This window comes from Sorangium sp. So ce834, assembly GCF_051521425.1.
GTDB classification, from domain to species: Bacteria; Myxococcota_A; Polyangia; order Polyangiales; family Polyangiaceae; genus Sorangium; species Sorangium cellulosum_D.
The window spans coordinates 6,522,300-6,542,200 of the sequence record NZ_CP150351.1 but is presented as its reverse complement, the minus strand read 5'-3'; the positions used below and the strand labels follow the sequence as shown (position 1 = coordinate 6,542,200).

Genomic DNA, 19,901 nt, shown 5'->3' with positions numbered 1-19,901 from the left:
CATTTCGAGGAGCTGCCTCCTGGAAGAGCGACGCCAGCTCGACAGGTCCTCCGCCCGTCGTGGCGGCCGCGCTCACGCCGAATTCGCTCGCGGCGATACGGCGCTCGCCTCGAGCTGGATACGGCTGTCGCATACCGGGCGATCGCGTCCGGATGGGAGCTACCCGCTGCAGCAGCGGAACCCGATCGTGTGATCCGTGTCGGCGCGCTCCCGCACGTCGCGCGCGTCGCACCGGAGCTCGTCGAGCGAGCCCCCGCTGTCGAACGCCCCGCCCCGCGTCCTGCAGAGATCGCCCGGGCCGGTGTCGTCCGAGCACGCGTCTTCCCACTCGCGGACGTTGCCGCTCATGTGCTGCAGGCCGAAATAGCCGCCCTCGCACGCCATGCTGTCGTCGTCGCCGACCGGCACGGTCGCCACCCCGTCACCGTTGCAATGCTCCGTGTCGAGCTCGCCGGTCGAGTGAGGGAGCGTGCCTCGGTGGCTGCACGCCTCGAACCACTCGCCCTGCGCCGTGTCGCCGCCGTAGGGCAGCGGGCCGCCGTGGATCTCGCCGCAGAGGCGCTTGCCCAGGCTCTTGCAGTACGCGCGGGCGTCGCACCAGTCGACGCAGGTGGCGGGGTGCCCATCGTCCTCGCTGCGCGTCTTGCACACGTCGGGCGCGCCGGGCCCGGTGTCGAACGCGAAGCTGTCGTTGAACAGGCAGAACGGCTCCTGCGCGGCGACGTCCGGCTGCGTGGCGAGGAAGGCGCGGTAGGCCGCGTTCGACACCTCGGTCTGGTCGATGCAGAACGAGCTCTCGATCGTCACCATGCCGACGGGGCACTGGCAGACCTCGGCGACGCACGAGGCCGTCGCGCAGTCGGCGTCGGCCTCGCAGGGCTGGCCGTACAGGCACGAGGCGTTCCCGGCGCCCGGCTCGCAGGTGAGGCCGTGCAGCGGGCGCACGAGCGTGCACGCGGAGGCGAGGGCGGCCGCGAGCGCGGCCGCGGCGGCGTGGGCCGGCCGGAGGCGCATCAGAAGGCCCCCTCGATGCCCGCGGCGGCGCCGGCGACGAACGGCCGCAGCGCCGGTCCGGGCGCGGCGGCGCCGGCGTTCGGCGGCCTCGCCGCGGCCGGCCGCGTCAGGTAGAGCCACGCTGCGGCGCCGAGGGCGACGACGCCCACGCCGAGGCCGACGTCGGCGATCGCGTGCTGGACGCGGATGGCGCGCACGTCGTCGCCGGGGCAGCGCGGGGCGCACGTGGCGCGCAGGTCGGCCTCGGCGCTCAGCGAGAGCGCGCCGGCGACGGCGAACACGGCGAGCCCCGCGGCGCCGAGGGCGCCGGAAGCCCACACGAGCCCGGGGACCGCGGGCTCCTCGGGCGGGTCGGGCGGCGGGGCGGACGGCGCGGCTGGCGGCGCCGACGATGCGGCCGGCAGGGTGGGTGACGCGGGCGATGCGGCCGGCGAGGCGGGTGACGCGGGCGATGCGGCCGGCGAGGCGGGTGACGCGGGCGATGCGGCCGTCGAGGCGGGCGTCGGTGTGGCAGGCGGCGCGCCGGCCGAGGAGGCGCCCAGGATCACGGTGATGGCGCGGTTCTTCTCGCCCTCGCGGATCAGCACGCGCTCCTCGACCGCGGGCCCCGACGCGGGCTCGTACCGGAAGGTGTGCGGGCCGGGATCGACCGGCAGCGCCTTGCCGTCGAGCGCCGCGGCGAGGGGGCGCCCGTCCACGAGCACGCGCACGTCGAGCCGCTCCCGCCCGTGCGCGTCCCTCGCGGCGATGACCACGGTGGGCAGGCTCTTCTCGACCTCGGCGAGCCATGGCCCGCAATCGGCCACGGCGGCCGCCGGGCAGGTGGGCTGCGAGCACGCGATGAGCGCCTCCCGCGCGGCGAGGAGCTTGCCGTCGCGGCGGAGGCCCTGCGCGCGCTCGTAGGCGGCGGCGCACGCCCGCTTGTGAGGCTGGGCGTGGGCGCGGGCGCCGGTGAGGGCGAGCGCCGCGGCGATGGCGACGGCGACGGCGAGCGGGCGCGCGGGCCGCGCGTGGGCGGGAGAGGAGGCGTTCATCGGGTCACATGCACTCGGGCTTGAGCCGGCGTATGCCGGCCTTGTCCACGGTGTAGGGCGGAGAGCAGCGCTGGGCGTCGGCGCCGGCCGGCCGCGGCGTGGGCGCAGGGGCGCGCGCGCCCGCGGCGGTGCGCGCCGGCTTGCGGGCGGGCGCGGTCGCGGCGGCGCCCGACGCCGACGGCGTGCTCGGCGCGCTGCCCGGGCTCGACGCCGGCGGCGGGCCCGGAGCGGCGGGCGCGGCGCTCGTGATGTCCGGCGCGCCGGGCGCCGGCGGGGCCGCGGCCGACGGCGCGCCCGACGCACCGGCGCCGGCGGGCTGCATCGCGGGCGCGTGGGCCGCGCTCGCCGCGTTTTCCGGCCCGGGCGGGCCGCGGCGCGCCCACTGTACGGCGAGCGCCGCCGCGCTGCCGAGGAGCACCGCGCCCAGCAGCGCGAGGACCGGCCGCGCGCGCCTCGACGTCGCGGCGGGCGGAGCGTCGCGCGGCGCGCCGTCTCCCGGGGAGAGCGCCACGGAGAGCCCGCTGGACGTGGCGGACCCCGGCGGGGGCACCGCCGCGAGCGCGACCTCATCGAGGGCGCTGGTCGGGATCGCGGGCGCGGTCTCGGCCAGCCCGCCTGCGCGCGGGCCCGTCGACCTGCGTTCGTCGCGCCCGTCCTGGAGGTCGCGCCCGCTCTGGAGGTCGCGCCCGCGCTCGCTGCCGGGCTCGCGCCCGCTCTGCATCCCGGGCTCGCTCGACCCGCCGCGCGCTGGCGCCCCCGCGCCGGCCATCGCCGCGCTGCCGGGGGCCGCCGCCGAGGCGCCCTCGATCTCCGCGACGCGGGCCGCCCGCCGTGCGAGCGCGTCGCCCGCGAGCTCTTCCACCCACTCGCCCACCGCGCGCGGCGACGCGAGCGGGACCGCGTCCTCGACGGCGATCGCGAGCTCGCGGGCGGTCGGGTAGCGGCCCTCGGCGTTCCGCTCGAGCGCCCGGAGGACGATCGCGTCGAGGGCCGGCGGCACGTGGGCCGCGAGCGCGCTCGGGGGCGGGATCGGCCGCTCGAGCACGGCCCCGAGGATCGCGGCCTCGTCGACGCCGTCGAACAGCCGCTGGCCCGCGAGCGCCTCCCAGAGGACCACGCCCGCCGCGAACACGTCGGTCCTCCGCGTCACCTCGCCGCAGAGGAGCTGCTCGGGCGATATGTAAGCCAGCTTGCCTTTGATCTGCCCGCCGCGGGTGGTGCTGAGCCGCCCGCGCGCCTTGGCGATGCCGAAGTCGAGCAGCCGCGCCGTCCCGTCGACGCCGACGAGCACGTTCTCGGGCGAGACGTCCCTGTGCACGATGCCGAGCGGCTCGCCGGACTCGCTGCGCGCCTCGTGGGCCGCGTGCAGCCCGTGGAGCGCTCCGCACGCGATGCTCGCGACGACGGGGATCGGCGCCGGCGCGCCGCGGTCGCGCGCCGCCCGGAGCAGGCGCGCCAGCGACTCGCCCCGCACGTAGTCCATGACCAGGAACGCCTCGTCCTCGGCGATGAGGAGGTCGAGCGTGGCGACCACGTTGGGGTGCTGGATGCGCGCGACGATGCGGGCCTCGTCGCGCAGGCTCTCGGCGATCTCGGGCGCCGCGGCGAGCTGGGGGTGCAGCCGCTTGACGGCCACGGTGCGCGCGAACCCCGCCTCGCCGACCAGCCGGCCGAGGTGCACGGACGCCATCCCGCCGGACGCAATCGGGCTGTAGAGCAGATACCGCCCGATTCGCCTCGGATGCGACGGCTCCGACCACATGCCGGGGCGATGATACACGAGCGCGCACGGCGCCGCCGCTCGCCAGGACGGCCTCGCCCGCCGATGCGCCCGCGAGCCCTGCGGATCCGATCTCCTGGATCGAGCGCTCTCGCCCGCGGCGCTCGCCGCGAGGGTCGAGCGGGTGGGGGAGGAGGGGGCGGTGAGCGCGCTCCGGAGCCCGCCGAGGCGGGCCCCGGAGGCGCGCAGCGAGCAGGAGCCTGCGCGCGCGAAGCGCCGTGACGAACAACACGGTTCGGCCCCGCGGACCCACGGCGCGAGGAGGCCATGGGCGCGCTCGGCGGCGCCGCGAGCAGGGCAGCTCGGATCAAAAGGGAGTGGTGATGTTCTGGTGAAACGTGAGCGTCACGACGCCGATGCCGGGGATGTACCTGGTCATGACCGGGCCCTCGCAGGCCATGTCCCAGGATGTGTCGAACCTCCAGGGGAAATACCGGATGTGGAGGACGCCTGTCGGCGAGACGTCGATATCGAGCTCATCGGCGCGCTCGGCGTCGAACGGCTGGTGCGGACTGGCGGCGACGATGCGATCGGAGAACAGCTGATCCGCTCGAGGGGATGGTGCTGTATGCCCGGCCGGCGCTGTCCGGGCGGCTCGCCGCGCTCGCGCGCGGGCGGGGACGTCAGCCTCGCAGCGATGTGCTCGGCTCGACGAAGCAGAGGCGGTAGCCGTCCGGGTCGGTGACGACGACCTCCCGGGTATGCCACGGCTGGTCGCGCGGACCGTCGACGGCGGCGCCGGCGGCCGCGGCGCGCGCGGCGATGGTCTCGATGCCGAGGTCGCCGGTCGCGCTGAAGCAGACGATGACGCCGAGGCCGCGCTGGCCGGCCAGCGAGACCCCCGGCGGCGTCGCCACGAGGAAGAGATCGGCATAGCGCGCCCAGCGCAGGTGAACGAACACCGGATCCTGGTGAACGCGGGTGAAGCCGAGGAGCTCGAAGAACGAGGCGGAGCGCTCCGCGTCGACCACGAGGAGCTTGACGTAGGCGGGCATCACGTAGGGATCGTCGCTGTGCATGGTGGCTGGGCGCGAAGGTGCGCCGCGCCGGGCCGGAACGCAAGCCGCGCGCCTCGGGCGGCGCAGGCGTCCGCGGGGCGCGCCTTCGGAGGCCCCGGCGGCAGATGGTCCCCCGGCCCGGGCCGGCGCGCCAGACGCGGCCGAGCATCGGTGTCGATCGAATGTGTGAATGAAATTGTGTGGTCTCCGTAATGCCCCCTCGACACCGCTCGTGACGACGCGCGCGATGTCGCAAAGTGTCCGTTCGAGCCCTGGTGTGGTATCGGCGGCAGTCATGTATTTCCGGCTTGATCAGCTCGCCAAGAACATCCTCCGGGACTTCTTCGTGCTCGTGGGCGCAGCCGAGACCGAGGTGGAGGTGCCGGCCGGGGACGCCCAGCGGATCGACGTGTGGCACGTGCCCGATCCGGCGTTATTGCGCGCGCACCCCGAGATCGAGCCGGGCCTGCTCCGCTCGATGGCGGCCGAGGCGGGGATGGTGGAGGTGTTCAGCGCCGCGCCGGGCGCGGCCGAGCTCCACGGCTGCATGCGCAAGCGCTACCAGTGGCACCACACGCTCGAGTTGCGAGCGGAGCGCGCGCTCCAGCTGCCGTCGGCGTGGATCGTGAGCGCCGGGCGCCCGGACGGGGTGCTGCGCGACTTCGGTTTCGTGCAGGACGCCTCCGGGCTGGAGGGCCTCTATGCGGGGCCGGCGCCGGGGTGGCGGATCCATGCGGTGGTGATCGCGGAGCTGCCGCGCGTGCGGGGGACGGTGCTGCTGCGCTTGCTCGGCGCGCCCCGGGTGCGCCGAGCGGCGCTGCGGGATCTCGCGGCGCTCCCCGGGGACGCGTGGGAGCGCCGGGTGGCGATGCCGTGGCTCGTTCGGTTAAGCTTCGAGATGCCGGAGCAGCTCCTTCCAGGGCTGTCCTCCGAGGAGAGGGATTTCATCATGGAAACCCGGGAATGGTTTGAACAGTTCACCGCGCGGAAGGTCGAAGCGGGGGTGGAAGCGGCGCTGAAGGAGGCGCTGAAGGAGGCGCTGAAGGAGGCGAAGAAGGAGGCGGAGAGGGAGGCGGAGCTGCGCGCGGAGGAGGCGAAGAGGGAGGCGGAGCTGCGCGCGGAGGAGGCGAAGCGGGAGGCGGAGCTGCGCGCGGAGGAGGCGAAGAGGGAGGCGGAGCTGCGCGCGGAGGAGGCGAAGCGGGAGGCGGAGCAGCGCGCGCGGCTTCGGTTGACGGCGCCGATGTGCGAGCTCCGGCTCGGCAGGCCGCTCGCCGAGGCGGAGACCGCGGCCCTCGGGGAGCGGCTCGCCCGGCTGCAAGAGACCCGGGTGGCGGAGGTGATGCTCTCGTTCTCGGCGGAAGCGCTGGCGACCTGGCTCGCCGATCCGAACGCGACGTAGCGCAACGGCGCCGGGCGACAGATCCGCCGGACCCGGATGGACGCCGGCTGACGCGGCGCGAGCTACTGGGCCGGCTGGGCCGCCTGCGCCGCCGGCTCGACGACGCAGCGGATGCCGAGGAACCCGCAGCGGTACGTCGCCTCGAAGCCGCCGGGCCGCGCCGTCCTGACGAGCGGCGGGATGCCGTCGCGCCAGCTGCCGCCGCGGGCGACGCGCATCTTGCCCCTGCCGTCGTTGGCGCTCGTCGTCCACTCGAAGACGTTGCCGGCCAGGTCCTGGATGCCCTGCGGGCTGGCGCCGGCGGGGAAGCTCCCCACGTCGCATGCGGTCTTGCGCACGGCGCCGCCGCCGGACCAGCAGAGCTGATCCTTCGGGGCCTCGCCGCCCCACGGGTACGGCCGCGCCTCCTCGCCGCCGCGGGCCGCCCACTCCCACTCGTCGTCGCGCGGCAGCCGCTTGCCCTGGGCCGCGCAGTAAGCCTCGGCTTGCGCGAAGTCGACGCAGACCATCGGCTGCTTCTCCTTCCCGGCGACGCCGTACGTCGACGCCTCCTTGGCGCAATTCGCCAACGTATCCGTGCACTTACCCGCCTTGACACACGCGGCGTAGGCCTCGGCGGTCACCTCGGTCCTGTCCATGCAGAGGTCCGCCACGGTGGCCTTCACCTTCAGCGGGCCCATCACGAAGCTGCCGCCTGGGACCCGGGCCATGCCGTCCGGACATCCGTCCGAGGGGGGCACCGCCGGGGCGGAGGCCTGCCCGCTGCCGGCCTGCGCAGCGGCCGGGTCGCCGCCGGCCTGCGCGGCGGTCGCGCTGGCGCCGGCCGGCGCCGGGGCCGCGTCGGATCCGGGCTGGGGCGACACCGGGGCCGTCGCCGCGCCGCCGGAGGCGCTCGCCGGCGCCGCCTGCGCGGCAGGCGAAGGCCCGGCGGGCGGGGGCGCGGCCGGGGAGGCGCCGCACGCGGCGGCGAGGACGCCGCACGCGACGGCAGGGAAGAGCAGCGCGGAGAGGGCGAGGGGCGTGCTGTCGGATCGCATGGTGTCTCAGGAGGCGGTCACGGTCGGCGCCGGCTCGTCGTCGAGCCATTGCTCCTGGACGACGATCGCCGGCAACAAGGTGAACGGCCCATCGTAGCCAGGGCCGAAGGTCAGGATCTGGATCACGCGCCGATCGCCGCGGCGGATCGGGAACATCACCTCGCCGCCGCGGGGGAGCTCGCTGCCGCCGCGGGGCGGATCGATCCAGAAGGCCACGCCCTCGGTCTTCCCGCCGAGCAGCGAGATGGCCGAGACGGTGAGCTCGGGGCAGCGGATGCGCAGCCACTCCCTCATCCGGTAGGCGCGGCAGCCCGCGGCCGCGGGGCCGGTGCGGGAGAGGCGGACGCGCGGCGCGGCCTTCCACTCGGCGGCCGTGGGCTGCTTCGACGGCTCGGCGGGGAACGGCTCGGCGTCGAGGGGCCGCTCCTCGCCGGCGTCGGTCGCTGCGGCCGAGCGCGCGCCGTCCTGCTGCGCGCTCGCCGGGGCGGCGGCCGAGCGCGCGCCGTCCTGCTGCGCGCTCGCCGGGGCGGCGGCCGAGCGCGCGCCGTCCTGCTGCGCGCTCGCCGGGGCGGCGGCCGAGCGCGCGCCGTCCTGCTGCGCGCCGGAGGTGCCGGCTGCCGCGGCCAGGACGCCGGCCATGCCGGCGGCCGTCCAGGCGATCCACGCGAAGCGCAGCCTCATAACGTCTCCAGGAACGCCACGAGCGCCGCCCGATCCTCGGGCGACAGGTGGCTCGTCTTGCCCATCCAGTCGGCGTTCTGCTCGATCAGCTCCGCCAGCGTGCCGGCCCGCCCGTCGTGCAGGTAGGGCGGCCGCCCGCCCACGAAGCGCAGCGACGGCGTCTTGTACTCGGGGCGCGGATCCTCGTCGTAGCCCCGCAGCGGCGGCCGCTTCGGCATCGGGTACGCCATGCGATCGGTGTAATCGCTCGCGGGCACGTGGCAGCGCGAGCACTTCGCCTCGTCGCTGTGGAAGATCTCCCGGCCGCGCTTCACCCGCTCGTCGGGCGCCCCCTCGCCGCGCGGCGGCGTCACCAGGCCCCGGCGGAGGAACATCGCGAGGTACGTGGCCCTGGCCGCGAGGCCGGCCGGCGTGTGGTCGATCGGCAGCCCGCCCCAGCGGTGCAGCCCCATGCCCGTCTGGAGCCTGCCGACCAGATCCTCGCTCTCGCCGTGCCAGCCGTACGGCCCGGCCGCGCCGACGTTGCCGGCGAGCATCGGCGTGCGCCGCGGAAACCCCTTCCTCTTGGCGACCTCCGGGATGTTCTCCGGCCGGCCGACGAAGTTCGCGTGCTCGCCGTCGGCCGTGCTGAAGGTCGCCTCGCGCCAGACGTACCCGTCGTCGCGCCCGTCGGGGTGGCACCCCGCGCAGCCGAGATTGCCGCTCACGGTGCCGTCGAGCGCGTTGTAGAAGAGCCGGCGCCCCTTCGCGACCTCGGGGCCGAGCGGATCGTCGGCGAGGTGCACGAGCGCCGCCGGCCCCTCCGCCGCGGGCGCCGCGCCGGGCGCTCCCGTCGCGCCCGCGCCCGCCGGGGCCGCGGCCGAGCCCGCCGGCGCCGCGATCGAGCCCGCCGCCGGATCGTGCAGCCGGAGCGCCGCCACGTCGCCGGTCGAGCGGCAGAACACCCACGCCGTCGCCTCGTCCGCGGACAGCGCGAGGCCGGTCGGCGCGCCGCACGTGCCGGCCACGCGGATGTGCGGGTCGTAGCGGCCGCCGACCGGGTAGCTCTTCACGATCGCGAGCGTCGGATCCACGGCGGTCGCGTCCACCTCGAGCACGAGGTCGTCGCCCTCGCCCGCGACGAGCAGCGTGCGCGCGCGCTCGCGGTAGACCGCGGCGCGCGGCTGGGTGACGGGCGTGACGCTCGCGCCCGGCAGGGTGATGACGCTCTCCGGCGTGATCACCTGCTCGGCGAACGCCGACCGGAGCACCGGCAGGTTGCCGTGGTGCGGCGGGGCGAGCGGCTCGTCCCGGCCGGTGATCAGCACGTCCACGGTCGCCGCGCCGAACCACGCGGCGTGGCCCATGGCGCCGAGCGCGTGCCGCGCCGCGAACAGCCGCCGCCCGTCCTCGGAGAGCGCCAGCGCATAGCCGAGCGACGCCGCGAGCCGCTCGCCCGACGGGGCGCGCAGCGGCGACGCGGGCAACGCGACGCGCCGGACCCTCGGCGCCCCGCCGAGGTCGTCGATCCGCGTGAGATCCGCGCCGACGAGGTGGCTCACGTACGCGGCGCTGCCGTCGGGCAGCACGGCGACGCCCCGCGGCTCGCGCGCCACGTCGACCGTCCACCTCGCCTTTCCGGCCTCGAGGTCCACGGCCGAGACCTTGTGCGTCCACGCCGACGTCACGATCGCGGTCTTCTCGTCCGGCGTCACCGCGATACCCCACGCGTCGGCCGGCAGCGGGACGCGGCCGACCTCGACGAGACCGGCCGACGCGTCCGGCCGGAAGATGAGCAGGAGCCCCGGGTCGCGGACCGTGGCGAGCACGCGCGCCTCGTGCCCGCCGCGCCCGCCGAGCGCGAGCACCTGCGCGGGCCGCCCCGGCGCGGGCACGCCTGCGCCGGGGCGCGCGGGATCGAGCGGCAGCGGCACGACGCGAACGACGCCGTGATCCTCGTCGGCCACGTAGAGCGCGTCCTCGCGCGCCGCGCGGGCGAGGGCGCCCCCCTCGCGGACCGGCGCGCGGGCGGGCTCGGCGCCGGGCGGCGCCGGGGGATCGGCCGGCGCGCCCGCGCTGCCGGCCGGGGCGCCCGCGCTGCCGGCCGGGGCAGCGCCCGCGTCCGCGCCAGGGGAGGGGTCGCGGGAACAGGCGCTCGCTGCGAGCGCGAGGAGTGCGGCGAGAGAGCGTGTCGCGGGGCGGCGCAAAGGGATCGCCGGATCTTCGCCCGCCCTCGCGTCCCGGGTCAACGGCGCGGCGGCGGGCCGCAGCACGCCGGCGGCGGGCCGATGCGCGGCATCGAGCGCGCGCCGCTTCCCCAGGGCGCCGGGGAGCGCCGTCCGGCCCAGACGAGCGACGTGCAGCGCTCGAGCGCCGCGACCGAGACGAGCTCCACGCGGCGTTTGATCCGTGAGCTCGAGCGAGCTATCGCCGCTGGGTATGGAATCAGCATCTCTGTCGGAACATGGCGGCTCGGACGGCGCCGACGCACCTCGGTTGATGGAGGTGAACGGCGCCCGCCTCGCCTATGCAGAGCAGGGGCAGGGCGCTCCGGTGGTGTTTTTGCACGGGGCGGCCTCGGATCATCGGATGTGGGACCGTCACCGCGCCATCGTGGGCCAGCGGCACCGGGCCATCGCTTACAGCCAGCGCTATTTCGGGACCGGCGCGTGGGACACGAGCTGGCCCCCGTTCGGCGTGCAGACGCACGCGGACGATCTGGCCGCGTTCCTCCGCGGCCTCGACGCGGGGCCCGTCCATCTGGTCGCGTGGTCCTATGCCGGTCACGTGGCCTTGACCGCGGCGCTGAGCCACCCCGAGCTGCTGAGGAGCGCTTTCATCTACGAGCCCGGGGTCCCCTCGTACGTCACCGATCCCGCCGAGCTGCGCGCGCTGGGGGACGACCTGAACGCCATGTTCGGCCCCGTCTTCGGGGCGGTCCAGCGCGGCGACAGCCGAGAGGCCTTGAGGCTCCTGCTCGACGGGTCGGGCCAGCGCCAGGGATACTTCGACGCTCAGCCCGCGGAGCGACAGGCCGTCAACCTGGACAATGCGCGGACCATGCCGCTCCTCCTCTCGCAGCCTCAGCCGCCAGCCATCACCCGCGAACAGCTGGCGAGCCTGAAGGTGCCGGTGACCGTCGCTCATGGCGAGCTGTCGCGGCCAGCGTTCAGCGTGGTCTCCCGCGCGGCGGCCCGCTGCATCCCCGGGCAGCACCTGGTGGCCCGCGGGGCCACCCACATGTGGCCCGAGGAGGACGCGCCGGCGTTCTGCGCCGCGGTCATGGACCTCCTCCGGGATCGCTGATCGGCCGCCGGCTCGGCTCCGACGTCGCTTGCGGCGCGCCCTCGCGTCAGGCGACCATGCCCGCTCCATCCCTGACCCGCCCGGGAGGTCCTCGATCCATGAGCGAACGGCTGAACCTGATGTCCCCCGCGATGCTCGCCGACCCGTACCCCACGTACGCCCGGCTGCGGCGCGAGGCCCCCGTGTGTCAGGTCGACCCGGGCGGCTTCTGGGCGGTGACCCGTCACGACGACGTCATCGCCGTCCTCAAGGACCCCGCGCTGTTCTCGTCGGAGGGGTTCCGCGCCGCCACAAAGCCCGCGTGGCTCGGGCACAACCCGTTCGGCGACTCCATGCTCGTCCTGGATCCGCCGGCGCATGGCCGCCTGCGGTCGCTCGTGAACCGCGCCTTCACGCCGGCGGCCATGGCCCGCCTGGAGGCGCGCGTGCGCGCGTTCGCCGAGGACATCGCGGCGCGCTTGCCGCTCGGCCAGCCGGTCGACTGGGTGGAGTCGCTCGCCATGCCGCTCCCCGCGAGCGTCATCGGCGAGCTCCTCGGCCTCGATCCCTCCCTCCACGCGCGCTTCAAGCGCTGGACCGACGACCTCACCAGCATCAGCCCGGTCACGCCGGACATGACCGCGCGCATGGAAGAGATCCGCACCACCGTGCGCGAGGCGGAGCAATACCTGACCGAGGTGCTGGCCAGCCGCCGCCGCGCGCCCGCCGACGACATGGTGACGGACCTCCTCCGCGCTCAGGTCGACGGCCAGTCCCTCACCGACGCCGAGCTGATGAGCTTCCTCTTCCTGCTCCTCGTCGGCGGCCTGGAGACCACGGTGCACCTCCTGAGCCACAGCGCGCTGCAGCTCATCGCGCACCCGGAGGTGCTCGATCGCCTGCGCGCGGATCCGGCGCTGATCCCGAGGTTCATCGACGAGGTCCTGCGGTACGAGCCGCCGGTGCGATCGGTGTACCGGCTCGCCATGGCCGACGCCGAGATCGGCGGCGTGCGCCTCCCGAAGGGCGCCAAGGTGCTCGTGATGATCGGAGCCGCCAGCCGGGACGAGGCGCACTTCCCGGACGCGCACCGGTTCGACATCGACCGGGGTGGGGTCACGCACCTGCCGTTCGGGCACGGCATCCACTTCTGCCTGGGCGCGCCGCTCGCGCGGCTCGAGGCCCGCCTCCTGTTCACGGCGCTCTTGCCGCGCGTCCGCCGCCTCTCCCCGGCCGGGTCGCCGGAGTGGCGGCGCGCCCTCTCCATGCGCGGGGTGACGTCGCTGCCGCTCGTGGCGCACCCGGCCTGAGCGCGCCGGGCGCGCTCACCAGCGGGTCCAGCGCGAGATCCGCTTCACCCGCGTGTAGGGGCTGCCGTCGTCCGAGAGCCCGAACGACGTCGCGCTCAGGGTCCTCACGTGCGGCCCCCAGCCATCGTCCTCGATCGGCGCGTCGTCGTCCGCGCCGAGGTTGTAGACGAAGCAGTGCCCGTAGTGCTGCGTGACCCCCACGTAGGAGCTCGCGCAGTTGCCGTCGCCCTTGGTGTCAGCGTCGAAGTCCGGCGACGACCACCCGGTGGCGAACTGCCACGTAAAGAGCTCCTCCTCCCCGGAGACGCGGATCGGCGTGAGAAAGTGCATGTCCGCCGTATCGATGCCCTCGGCCGTGGCGCGCATGACCTCGGCCACCGTCCCGGCGATGTCCTCGAGCTCGTCGCGGTATTCCCGGCCAACGACGTACAGGGAAGGCTGGTAATGGTTGCCGTCGATCGACGGCTCCCCCTTGGCGCTGAGCCGGTCGGCATACAGGATCTTCCAGAACGCGAGCGTGGCGCCGTCCGCCGCGCCGACGCTGTTGTAAACGAGCGCCCACCGATCGCCGTCAGCCGCCTCACCGCAGTAGGCCTGAAACTGCTCCTGCGGGCCGGATCCGTCGGGGTCGAGCGTGTAGACGCCGCCCGGCGCGCTGGCCGGGACGGCGCCGCACCGCGCGTAGACGCACCCATCGCTCACCTCGTCCTCGCACCCCACGGGGGCTCCGCCGCCTCCGCCGGAGCTCTCCCCGCCCGCGCCACCGCCGTCCATCAGGTGAAACGGCTTGTCGAGCCCGGCCACGGCCGTGCACCCGCAGGCCATGAGGCACGCCGCCGCCCACACCCATGTAGCGGACCCGCTCGTCATCTCCCTTCCTCTCCCTACCGCATCATGCCGTCACGCCCTGCAGGCGGTGCGCCGCGCGGCGCGGACGCTACCGTCTCACCTGCGGCCTTGCAAGCAGCGCACGCGGATCCGCCGGCCGCCCGAGAGTGCGCGAGCGAGCCCGGTGCGGGGGAGACGCCCGCGAAGGCCGCCGGCGCCCACGCCGCGGCGGCCTGCTCGGCCGGCCGGCCCCGGCGCGGCGCCGGGCGGACGCCGCGTGTCCCGCGTCGCTCGGGACGCGGCCATGACCTCTGCAAAGGATCTCGGAAGAGACGAAGACAAACCGACAAGGCGCCAAGAGCGCCAGAGACGCGAAGACTGCAAATCGACCCTCGACCGCCGGCCCAGCGAGGGTGGTCCGTCCCGGCGCCGGCTCGCTGCCGCCCGGCAATCGACATGCTCGACTCGAATGCAGAAAAAATATCCCACAGAAACTTGAATGAAACACGCACCCATGCATCGTCCTTAGCGCATCATGGGGTCATTCCCAGCAAAGGACGATGGAATGAAGAGACGAGAACCTTCGCGTGAGGAACCGAGCGAGGCGCCCCTCCGCCGCCGGCGCTTCCTCGGCGGCGCCCTCGGGCTCGGGGGAGCGGCGCTCCTCCCCGCCTGCGGCTCGCGCTCCGACGAGCCGGGGCCGCCGGCCGCGAACGCCGCGCCGCTCGTCGCGACCGCCGACAAGCCGGAGGTGTCCGATCTGCGCTTCGGCATCATCGCGCTGACCGACTGCTCGCCGCTCGTGATCGCCCACGAGAAGGGGTTCTTCAAGAGGTACGGCATCAACGCGACCATCGTGAAGAGCGCGAGCTGGGCGGCGATCCGCGACGCGCTGTCGAACGGGGACCTCCAGGCGACGCACATGCTCTTCGGCATGCCGCTCGCCTCGACGATGGGGCTCCTCGGGTCGCCGAAGAAGCCCATGATCATCCCGTGGCTGCTCAACCGCAACGGCCAGGCGATCACCATGAAGAGCGACCTCAGGGGCAAGGTGGCCGGGGATCCCAAGGCGCTCCGGCCGTTCGTCGATGAGGCGAAGGCGAAGGGCGCGCCCATGACCTTCGCCATGACGTTCCCGCCGGGGACGCACGCCATGTGGACCCGTTATTTCCTCGGCGCGGGCGGCGTCCACCCGGACAAGGACGTCGCGCTCGTGACCATCCCGCCCGCGCAGATGGTCGCCAACATGAAGGTGGGGAAGATGGACGGGTTCTGCGTCGGCGAGCCGTGGGGCGCGAGGGCCATCGCCGATCAGATCGGATACACCGCCGTCACCACGCAGGAGCTCTGGAAGGACCACCCCGAGAAGGTGTGCGCGTTCACCGCGGAGTTCGCCGACAAGAACCCGAAGACGGTGAAGGCGGTGCTCAAGGCCCTCCACGAGGCGAGCGTCTGGCTCGACAAGCTCGACAACCGCCCGGAGCAGGCGGACATCGTGTCGAGGCCCACGTACATCAACTGTCCTCCGGAGCTCATCCTCGGCCGGCTGAAGGGGCAGTACGACTACGGCGACGGCCGCAGGAAGGAGGACAAGGATTACATGATCTTCAGTGACCGGAGCTGCAACTACCCGCAGCCGAAGTACGCGCTCTGGTGGCTCAGCCAGTTCCGGCGCTGGGGCATGGTGGAGGGGAAGCCGGACTACGAGGGCGTCGTCAAGCAGGTCATGCGCCCCGACCTCTACGAGGAGGCGATGAAGGAGCTCGGGGTCGCGCACGGCGGCCCAGACGACCAGCCCGAGACGCTGTTCGACGGCGTGACGTTCGATCCCAAGGACCCCGAGAAATACGCGATGTCGTTCCCGGTCAACGCCCTGAAGGGGTGAGCCCCAACATCGCCGGGAGCCGACGGGAAGCGCGGCGGCGGCGGAGGAGTGCTGCATGAGCGAGGCGAAGGCGATCTCTCCCAAGATTCGAGTCGACCACATGATCCTGCCCCTCTTCGGGGTGGCGTGCGTGATCGGGCTATGGGCCGCCGCGAGCAGCCTGTGGGCCCAGACACTGCCCTCTCCGCTCAAGACGTGGGAGGTGAGCAGGCCTTACATCTTCGAGCCGTTCGAGAAGCGGGGAGAGCTCGACCAGGGCATCCTCCGCTTCACGTGGTACTCGCTCCAGCGGGTCGCGAAGGGATACACGCTGGCGATCCTGCTCGGGACGCCGATCGGCTTCTTCCTCGGCGCCTCGAGGCTGTTCAAGTCGAGCTTCGATCCGATCATCCAGATCCTCCGCCCCGTCTCCCCGCTCGCGTGGCTCCCGCTCGGCCTCGTGCTCTTCCAGAAGCCGGACCCGGCCGGCGTCTTCACCATCGCGATGTGCTCGATGTGGCCGACGGTCCTGAACACCGCGCTCGGGGTGCGGTCGATCCCGCAGGACTATATCAACGTCGCCCGGGTGCTCCGGCTCTCCCGCATGAAGACGCTGCTCAAGGTGCAGCTGCCCGCCGCGCTGCCGTACATGTTCACCGGCTTCCGGCTCAGCCTCGGCATCGCCTGGCTGGTGATCGTGGCCGTGGAGATGCTGACAGGCTCGCCCGGCGTCGGCGGCTTCCTCTGGCAGGAGTACAACAGCCTCATCTACGAGCACATCATCCTGTGCATCATCACCATCGGGGTCGTGGGCTTCCTCCTCGACGCGCTCATGAGCCTCGTCGAGCGCAGGCTCAAGCTGGCGGGAGGGTGACGGCGATGGCGCTCGTCAAGCTGCGCAACGTCGACAAGAGCTATGGCGCCGGGGCCGCCCGCACCGAGGTGCTCCGGGACATCAACCTGGAGATCGAGAAGGGCGAGCTCGTCGCCGTCGTCGGCTACTCGGGGGCGGGGAAGACGACGCTCATGTCGCTCATCGCCGGGCTGGAGCGGCCGGACGCCGGCGTGGTGACGCTGAGCGGGAGGCCGATCGAGGGGCCGGGGCCCGACCGCGGCGTCATCTTCCAGAACTACTCCCTCTTGCCATGGCTCACGGTCTACGAGAACGTCTATCTCGCCGTGGACCAGATCTTCTCGGCCTGGCCCGCGGAGAAGAAGCGCGAGCACGCCGAGCGCTACATCGCCATGGTGAAGCTCACCCCGGCCCGCGACAAGAGGCCGGCGCAGCTCTCCGGCGGCATGCGCCAGCGCGTCTCGGTGGCGCGTGCGCTCGCCATGGATCCGGAGATCCTCCTGATGGACGAGCCGCTCGGCGCGCTCGACGCGCTCACGCGCGCCACGCTGCAGGACGAGATCGCGCGGATCTGGCGGGCTACCCAGAAGACCGTGCTCCTCATCACCAACGACGTGGACGAGGGCATCCTCCTCGCCGACCGGATCGTCCCGCTCAGCAAGGGCCCGGGCGCGACGCTGGGCCCCAGCGTGATCGTCGATCTCGATCGACCGCGGGATCGCAAGGCCCTCAACCACGATCCGCGCTTCAAGGAGATCCGCGGCGCGGTCATCAATTACCTGCTCGGCCCGGGCGCCGGGCCGAGCGCGGGCAAGGGCGTGTCCGACGCAGCGCGGAGCGCGGAGGCGGTCGCATGAAGAAGTATCTCGAGATCTGGAACGTCACCAAGACCTTTCCCACCCCGAACGGCCCTGCGGTCGTCGTCCGCAACTTCGACCTGAACCTGAGGAAGGGCGAGTTTCTGTCCCTCATCGGCCACTCCGGCTGCGGTAAATCCACGGTGCTGTCGATGGTCGCGGGCCTCAGCGAGATCACGAGCGGCGGCATCGTCCTCGCGGGCCGGCAGATCCACGGGCCCGGCCCGGACCGCGGGGTCGTGTTCCAGTCGCCGTGCCTGCTCCACTGGATGACCGCGCTCGAGAACGTCCTGCTCGGGGTGGAGCAGGTCCACCGGCAGAAGAGCAAGCAGGACTGCCTCGAGATCGCGACGCACTACCTGGAGCTCGTCGGGCTCGAGGAGTCGATGCACAAGAAGCCGCGCGAGCTGTCCTCCGGGATGCAGCAGCGCGTCGGGCTGGCGCGCGCCTTCGCCCTGTCGCCCAAGATGCTCTTGCTCGACGAGCCCTTTGGCATGCTCGACTCGCTGACCCGGTTCGAGCTCCAGGAGGTGCTCATGAACCTGTGGGCCGAGGACCAGAAGACCGCGCTGATGGTCACCCACGACGTGGATGAGGCCCTGTTTCTGTCGGACCGCATCGCGATGATGACGAACGGCCCGGGGGCGCGGGTGGGCGAGATCCTGGAGGTGCCGTTCCCCCACCCCCGGGACCGTCAGGCGGTGCTCGACGACCCCATGTACTATCCGCTCCGAGAGCGGCTGATCGCGTTCCTGGAGGGACAGGCGCACAAGGACGAGCCAGCCACGGACAGCGCGCAAGCGCCTGCTCGGGAGGCCGCCGTGAAGACGGGACGGTTCTGGACCGCGCTCTGGAAGGGGAGCAGGTCGTCGGCGTAGCCCCGCGGCGCCATCGCCGCTTTTTTTTTTTTGTGAGCGCGCTCGGCGTCGAACCTCACCGAGGCGCCGTGTGCGGGCGCGCTGACCGTTCAAGGCAGAGCTCGCCGCGTCGCGGAGCGTCGCATCGCGCCGCTGTGCGCGATGCGCACAACGAGGCTCACCATCTCCGACAAAAGTTAGGGATACGGTCGCCCTAGAGAACAAAAGCCACACGGACAAGCTGCAGTTGCGCGAATGTATCTTTCTCCGATCGCGTCGGTTTCAACCAGCGTTCGAGCAGGGGAAAGTGTATGCGCGTGTCTCGAATCTTCGCGGCTGTCGGTATGGTATGGCTCGCCGCCGCGTGCGGCTCGACGGGCGGCACAGGTTCAGGCGGGGGAGGCGGCGTCTCCGCCTCGTCGGGGACCTCGACTGGCACCGTTGCTGAGGGCAGCGGGGCCTCCGGCGGGGCCAACGCAAGCAGCGCGGGGGTGGGCGGCGCGGGCGCCGCGACCGGCTCCGGGGAAGGCGGCGCGGGCACCAGCGGCGACGGTGCAGCTGCGGGAACGGGCGGCGCGGGCGCGGGCGCGGGCGGCGCGGCCGCGGGAACGGGCGGCGCGGGCACGGGGGCCGGAGGCGCGGGGACGGGCGGCGCGGGCGGGCCTGACACGGGGGTCGAGGTGCCGTCCTGCGAGCCCTACGGCGCCGCGTGCGCGAGCTCCGGCGACTGCTGCTCCGGCATCTGCGACGGCGCGACGAGGACCTGCGCCTCGCCCCTCAGCGTCTGTCTGGGGCCGGGCGCGGTCTGCGACGAGGCCTCCGACTGCTGCAGCCTCAACTGCACCGCGGGCAGGTGCGGCGCGGCCGCCTGCCTCGTCGACGGGTCCGACTGCACGGAAGGCGGGCCCGCCTGCTGCAGCGGCATGTGCGTCGGCGGGACGTGCAGCGACGTCAACGGCGACGCCGCGTGTCAGACCGGCGGCAACCTGTGCACCGAGGACAGCCAGTGTTGCTCCCGGCTCTGCGGGCGCGACGGCCGCTGCGTCCTCAACGCCTCGTTCTGTGTGCAGCGCAACGATGTGTGCACGAGCAACAGCGACTGCTGCACCGGCGTGTGCGTGAAGCGGAGCGCGTCCGACGCCGCGGGCTACTGCGGCGAAGAGCCGGACGCGCCGAGCCGCTGCAACAGCGGCGGCATCGACGGCGCCGTCTGCGACAGCTGCGGATTCTGCTGCAGCCGCGTCTGCGCGCCGTACGGCCCGACCGGGATCTCCGTCTGCCAGCCGCCGAGCGGCTGCCGCGTGAACGGCGCCCTGTGCAGGCGCAACGAGGACTGCTGCGGCGGCGACCCCACCGCCGATCTGCCGGGCGCCGGAAACGTGATCTGCGACACGTCGGGCGACCCGGCGGGGGAGATCGGCCGCTGCCGCAACCCCAGGATGTGCACGCCCCAGGGCGGCGTCTGCCACTTCAAGGACAGCTATTGCTCCGATACCTCGACCAGCGCTCCCAACAACTGCTGCAGCTACCTGGGGCACGCCAGCAACTGTCGCCTCGACGCCCTCGGCGTGCCGCGCTGCAACGCGCTGACGGAGTGCCGCGAGGCCGGCGACGACTGCGCCTCTTCCGACGACTGCTGCGACGGCGCGCCGTGCGTGCCGAACGCCGACGGACGGCGGCAGTGCTATGGCACCCCTGGAGAGCCGACGCCCCGGTGCGTGACGGAGGGTGGACCCTGCACGAACAACGGCGACTGCTGCGTCGGGACGACCTGCGAGCTCGATCCGGGCTCCGGCTCGGGCACGTGCACGCCCCCGAGCTCGTCGTCGGCCACGGGCGCCGCCGGCGGCAGCACGAGCGCGACCGGCGGCGCCGGCGGCGCGGACAGCGCGAGCTCGTCGTCGGCCACGGGCGCCGGCGGCGGCAGCACGAGCGCGACCGGCGGCGCCGGCGGCTCGGGCGGCAGCACGCCGGTTTGCGCGGAGTACGGGCAGCTCTGCAGCGCGACCTCCGACTGCTGCAACGCCGGGGCGGTGCAGTGTTACAACGGCATCTGCCGCATTCCTCCGGGGTGACGCGGCGTGCGAACGCGCTCACCCGTGCCGATGCACCCGTGTCGAGGAGA

Annotated in this window: 17 protein-coding genes; 9 read left to right on the top strand and 8 right to left on the bottom strand. The window is 73.7% G+C overall.

The window, feature by feature from the left end:
* Window positions 1-159: 159 nt before the first annotated feature.
* The 3 genes from WMF20_RS23670 to WMF20_RS23660 are packed head-to-tail and all read right to left on the bottom strand — an operon-like array spanning window position 160 to window position 3,810.
* A complete protein-coding gene (locus WMF20_RS23670; RefSeq protein ID WP_437616873.1) occupies window positions 160-1,014 on the bottom strand; it encodes a formylglycine-generating enzyme family protein in 855 nt (284 codons plus the stop codon).
* Complete coding sequence (locus WMF20_RS23665) at window positions 1,014-2,048, bottom strand: hypothetical protein (protein ID WP_437616872.1); 1,035 nt, start codon at window positions 2,046-2,048, stop codon at window positions 1,014-1,016. The genes WMF20_RS23670 and WMF20_RS23665 overlap by 1 nt, the downstream gene beginning before the upstream one ends.
* 4 nt (window positions 2,049-2,052) lie before the next feature.
* The gene (locus WMF20_RS23660; RefSeq protein WP_437616871.1) at window positions 2,053-3,810 is read right to left on the bottom strand and encodes a serine/threonine-protein kinase; all 1,758 of its coding nucleotides are present in this window, start codon (window positions 3,808-3,810) and stop codon (window positions 2,053-2,055) included.
* A gap of 356 nt (window positions 3,811-4,166) precedes the next feature.
* Here WMF20_RS23660 and WMF20_RS23655 point away from each other — a divergent pair, with 356 nt between their 5' ends.
* Window positions 4,167-4,373 carry a hypothetical protein gene (locus WMF20_RS23655; RefSeq protein ID WP_437616870.1) on the top strand — a complete coding sequence of 69 codons (207 nt, stop codon included), beginning with the start codon at window positions 4,167-4,169 and terminating at the stop codon, window positions 4,371-4,373.
* Window positions 4,374-4,451: 78 nt separating this feature from the next.
* Here WMF20_RS23655 and WMF20_RS23650 read toward each other — a convergent pair whose 3' ends face one another.
* Window positions 4,452-4,847, bottom strand: a complete 396-nt coding sequence (locus WMF20_RS23650; RefSeq protein WP_129576459.1) for a VOC family protein — start codon at window positions 4,845-4,847, stop codon at window positions 4,452-4,454.
* 169 nt (window positions 4,848-5,016) lie between these two features.
* Between WMF20_RS23650 and WMF20_RS23645 the strand changes: the two genes are divergently transcribed.
* On the top strand, window positions 5,017-6,225 hold the full coding sequence (locus tag WMF20_RS23645) for a hypothetical protein (RefSeq protein ID WP_437616869.1): 1,209 nt from the start codon (window positions 5,017-5,019) through the stop codon (window positions 6,223-6,225).
* Between the two features lie 62 nt (window positions 6,226-6,287).
* Here the strand turns inward: WMF20_RS23645 and WMF20_RS23640 are convergent, their stop codons facing one another.
* Genes WMF20_RS23640 through WMF20_RS23630 form a run of 3 tightly spaced genes read right to left on the bottom strand, consistent with a single transcriptional unit; the run spans window position 6,288 to window position 10,129 of the window.
* Window positions 6,288-7,262: a formylglycine-generating enzyme family protein gene (locus WMF20_RS23640; RefSeq protein ID WP_437616868.1), complete on the bottom strand. Its 975-nt coding sequence runs from the start codon at window positions 7,260-7,262 to the stop codon at window positions 6,288-6,290.
* Between the two features lie 6 nt (window positions 7,263-7,268).
* Window positions 7,269-7,943, bottom strand: coding sequence for a hypothetical protein (locus WMF20_RS23635; protein WP_437616867.1), 675 nt, complete (start codon window positions 7,941-7,943; stop codon window positions 7,269-7,271).
* Window positions 7,940-10,129 (bottom strand): hypothetical protein, encoded by a 2,190-nt coding sequence (locus WMF20_RS23630; protein ID WP_437616866.1) that lies wholly within the window; start codon window positions 10,127-10,129, stop codon window positions 7,940-7,942. Before WMF20_RS23630 ends, WMF20_RS23635 begins: the two co-directional genes overlap by 4 nt.
* Before the next feature lie 232 nt (window positions 10,130-10,361).
* Here WMF20_RS23630 and WMF20_RS23625 point away from each other — a divergent pair, with 232 nt between their 5' ends.
* The gene (locus WMF20_RS23625; protein ID WP_437616865.1) at window positions 10,362-11,228 is read left to right on the top strand and encodes an alpha/beta fold hydrolase; all 867 of its coding nucleotides are present in this window, start codon (window positions 10,362-10,364) and stop codon (window positions 11,226-11,228) included.
* Between the two features lie 98 nt (window positions 11,229-11,326).
* Window positions 11,327-12,517, top strand: a complete 1,191-nt coding sequence (locus WMF20_RS23620; protein WP_437616864.1) for a cytochrome P450 — start codon at window positions 11,327-11,329, stop codon at window positions 12,515-12,517.
* A 15-nt stretch (window positions 12,518-12,532) separates the two neighbouring features.
* Here the strand turns inward: WMF20_RS23620 and WMF20_RS23615 are convergent, their stop codons facing one another.
* Entirely contained in the window at window positions 12,533-13,387 is an 855-nt protein-coding gene (locus tag WMF20_RS23615; protein ID WP_437616863.1) for a fibrinogen-like YCDxxxxGGGW domain-containing protein, read from the bottom strand.
* A gap of 523 nt (window positions 13,388-13,910) precedes the next feature.
* Here WMF20_RS23615 and WMF20_RS23610 point away from each other — a divergent pair.
* The 5 genes from WMF20_RS23610 to WMF20_RS23590 all read left to right on the top strand — a co-directional run bounded on the left by WMF20_RS23610 (window position 13,911) and on the right by WMF20_RS23590 (window position 19,851).
* Window positions 13,911-15,230: a CmpA/NrtA family ABC transporter substrate-binding protein gene (locus WMF20_RS23610; protein WP_437616862.1), complete on the top strand. Its 1,320-nt coding sequence runs from the start codon at window positions 13,911-13,913 to the stop codon at window positions 15,228-15,230.
* A 55-nt stretch (window positions 15,231-15,285) separates the two neighbouring features.
* Complete coding sequence (gene ntrB / locus WMF20_RS23605) at window positions 15,286-16,083, top strand: nitrate ABC transporter permease (RefSeq protein ID WP_129576453.1); 798 nt, start codon at window positions 15,286-15,288, stop codon at window positions 16,081-16,083.
* 5 nt (window positions 16,084-16,088) lie between these two features.
* Window positions 16,089-16,919, top strand: coding sequence for an ABC transporter ATP-binding protein (locus WMF20_RS23600; protein WP_437616861.1), 831 nt, complete (start codon window positions 16,089-16,091; stop codon window positions 16,917-16,919).
* Window positions 16,916-17,797, top strand: coding sequence for an ABC transporter ATP-binding protein (locus WMF20_RS23595; RefSeq protein ID WP_437616860.1), 882 nt, complete (start codon window positions 16,916-16,918; stop codon window positions 17,795-17,797). The genes WMF20_RS23600 and WMF20_RS23595 overlap by 4 nt, the downstream gene beginning before the upstream one ends.
* A 470-nt stretch (window positions 17,798-18,267) precedes the next feature.
* Window positions 18,268-19,851 carry a hypothetical protein gene (locus WMF20_RS23590; RefSeq protein WP_437616859.1) on the top strand — a complete coding sequence of 528 codons (1,584 nt, stop codon included), beginning with the start codon at window positions 18,268-18,270 and terminating at the stop codon, window positions 19,849-19,851.
* Window positions 19,852-19,901 lie beyond the last annotated feature (50 nt).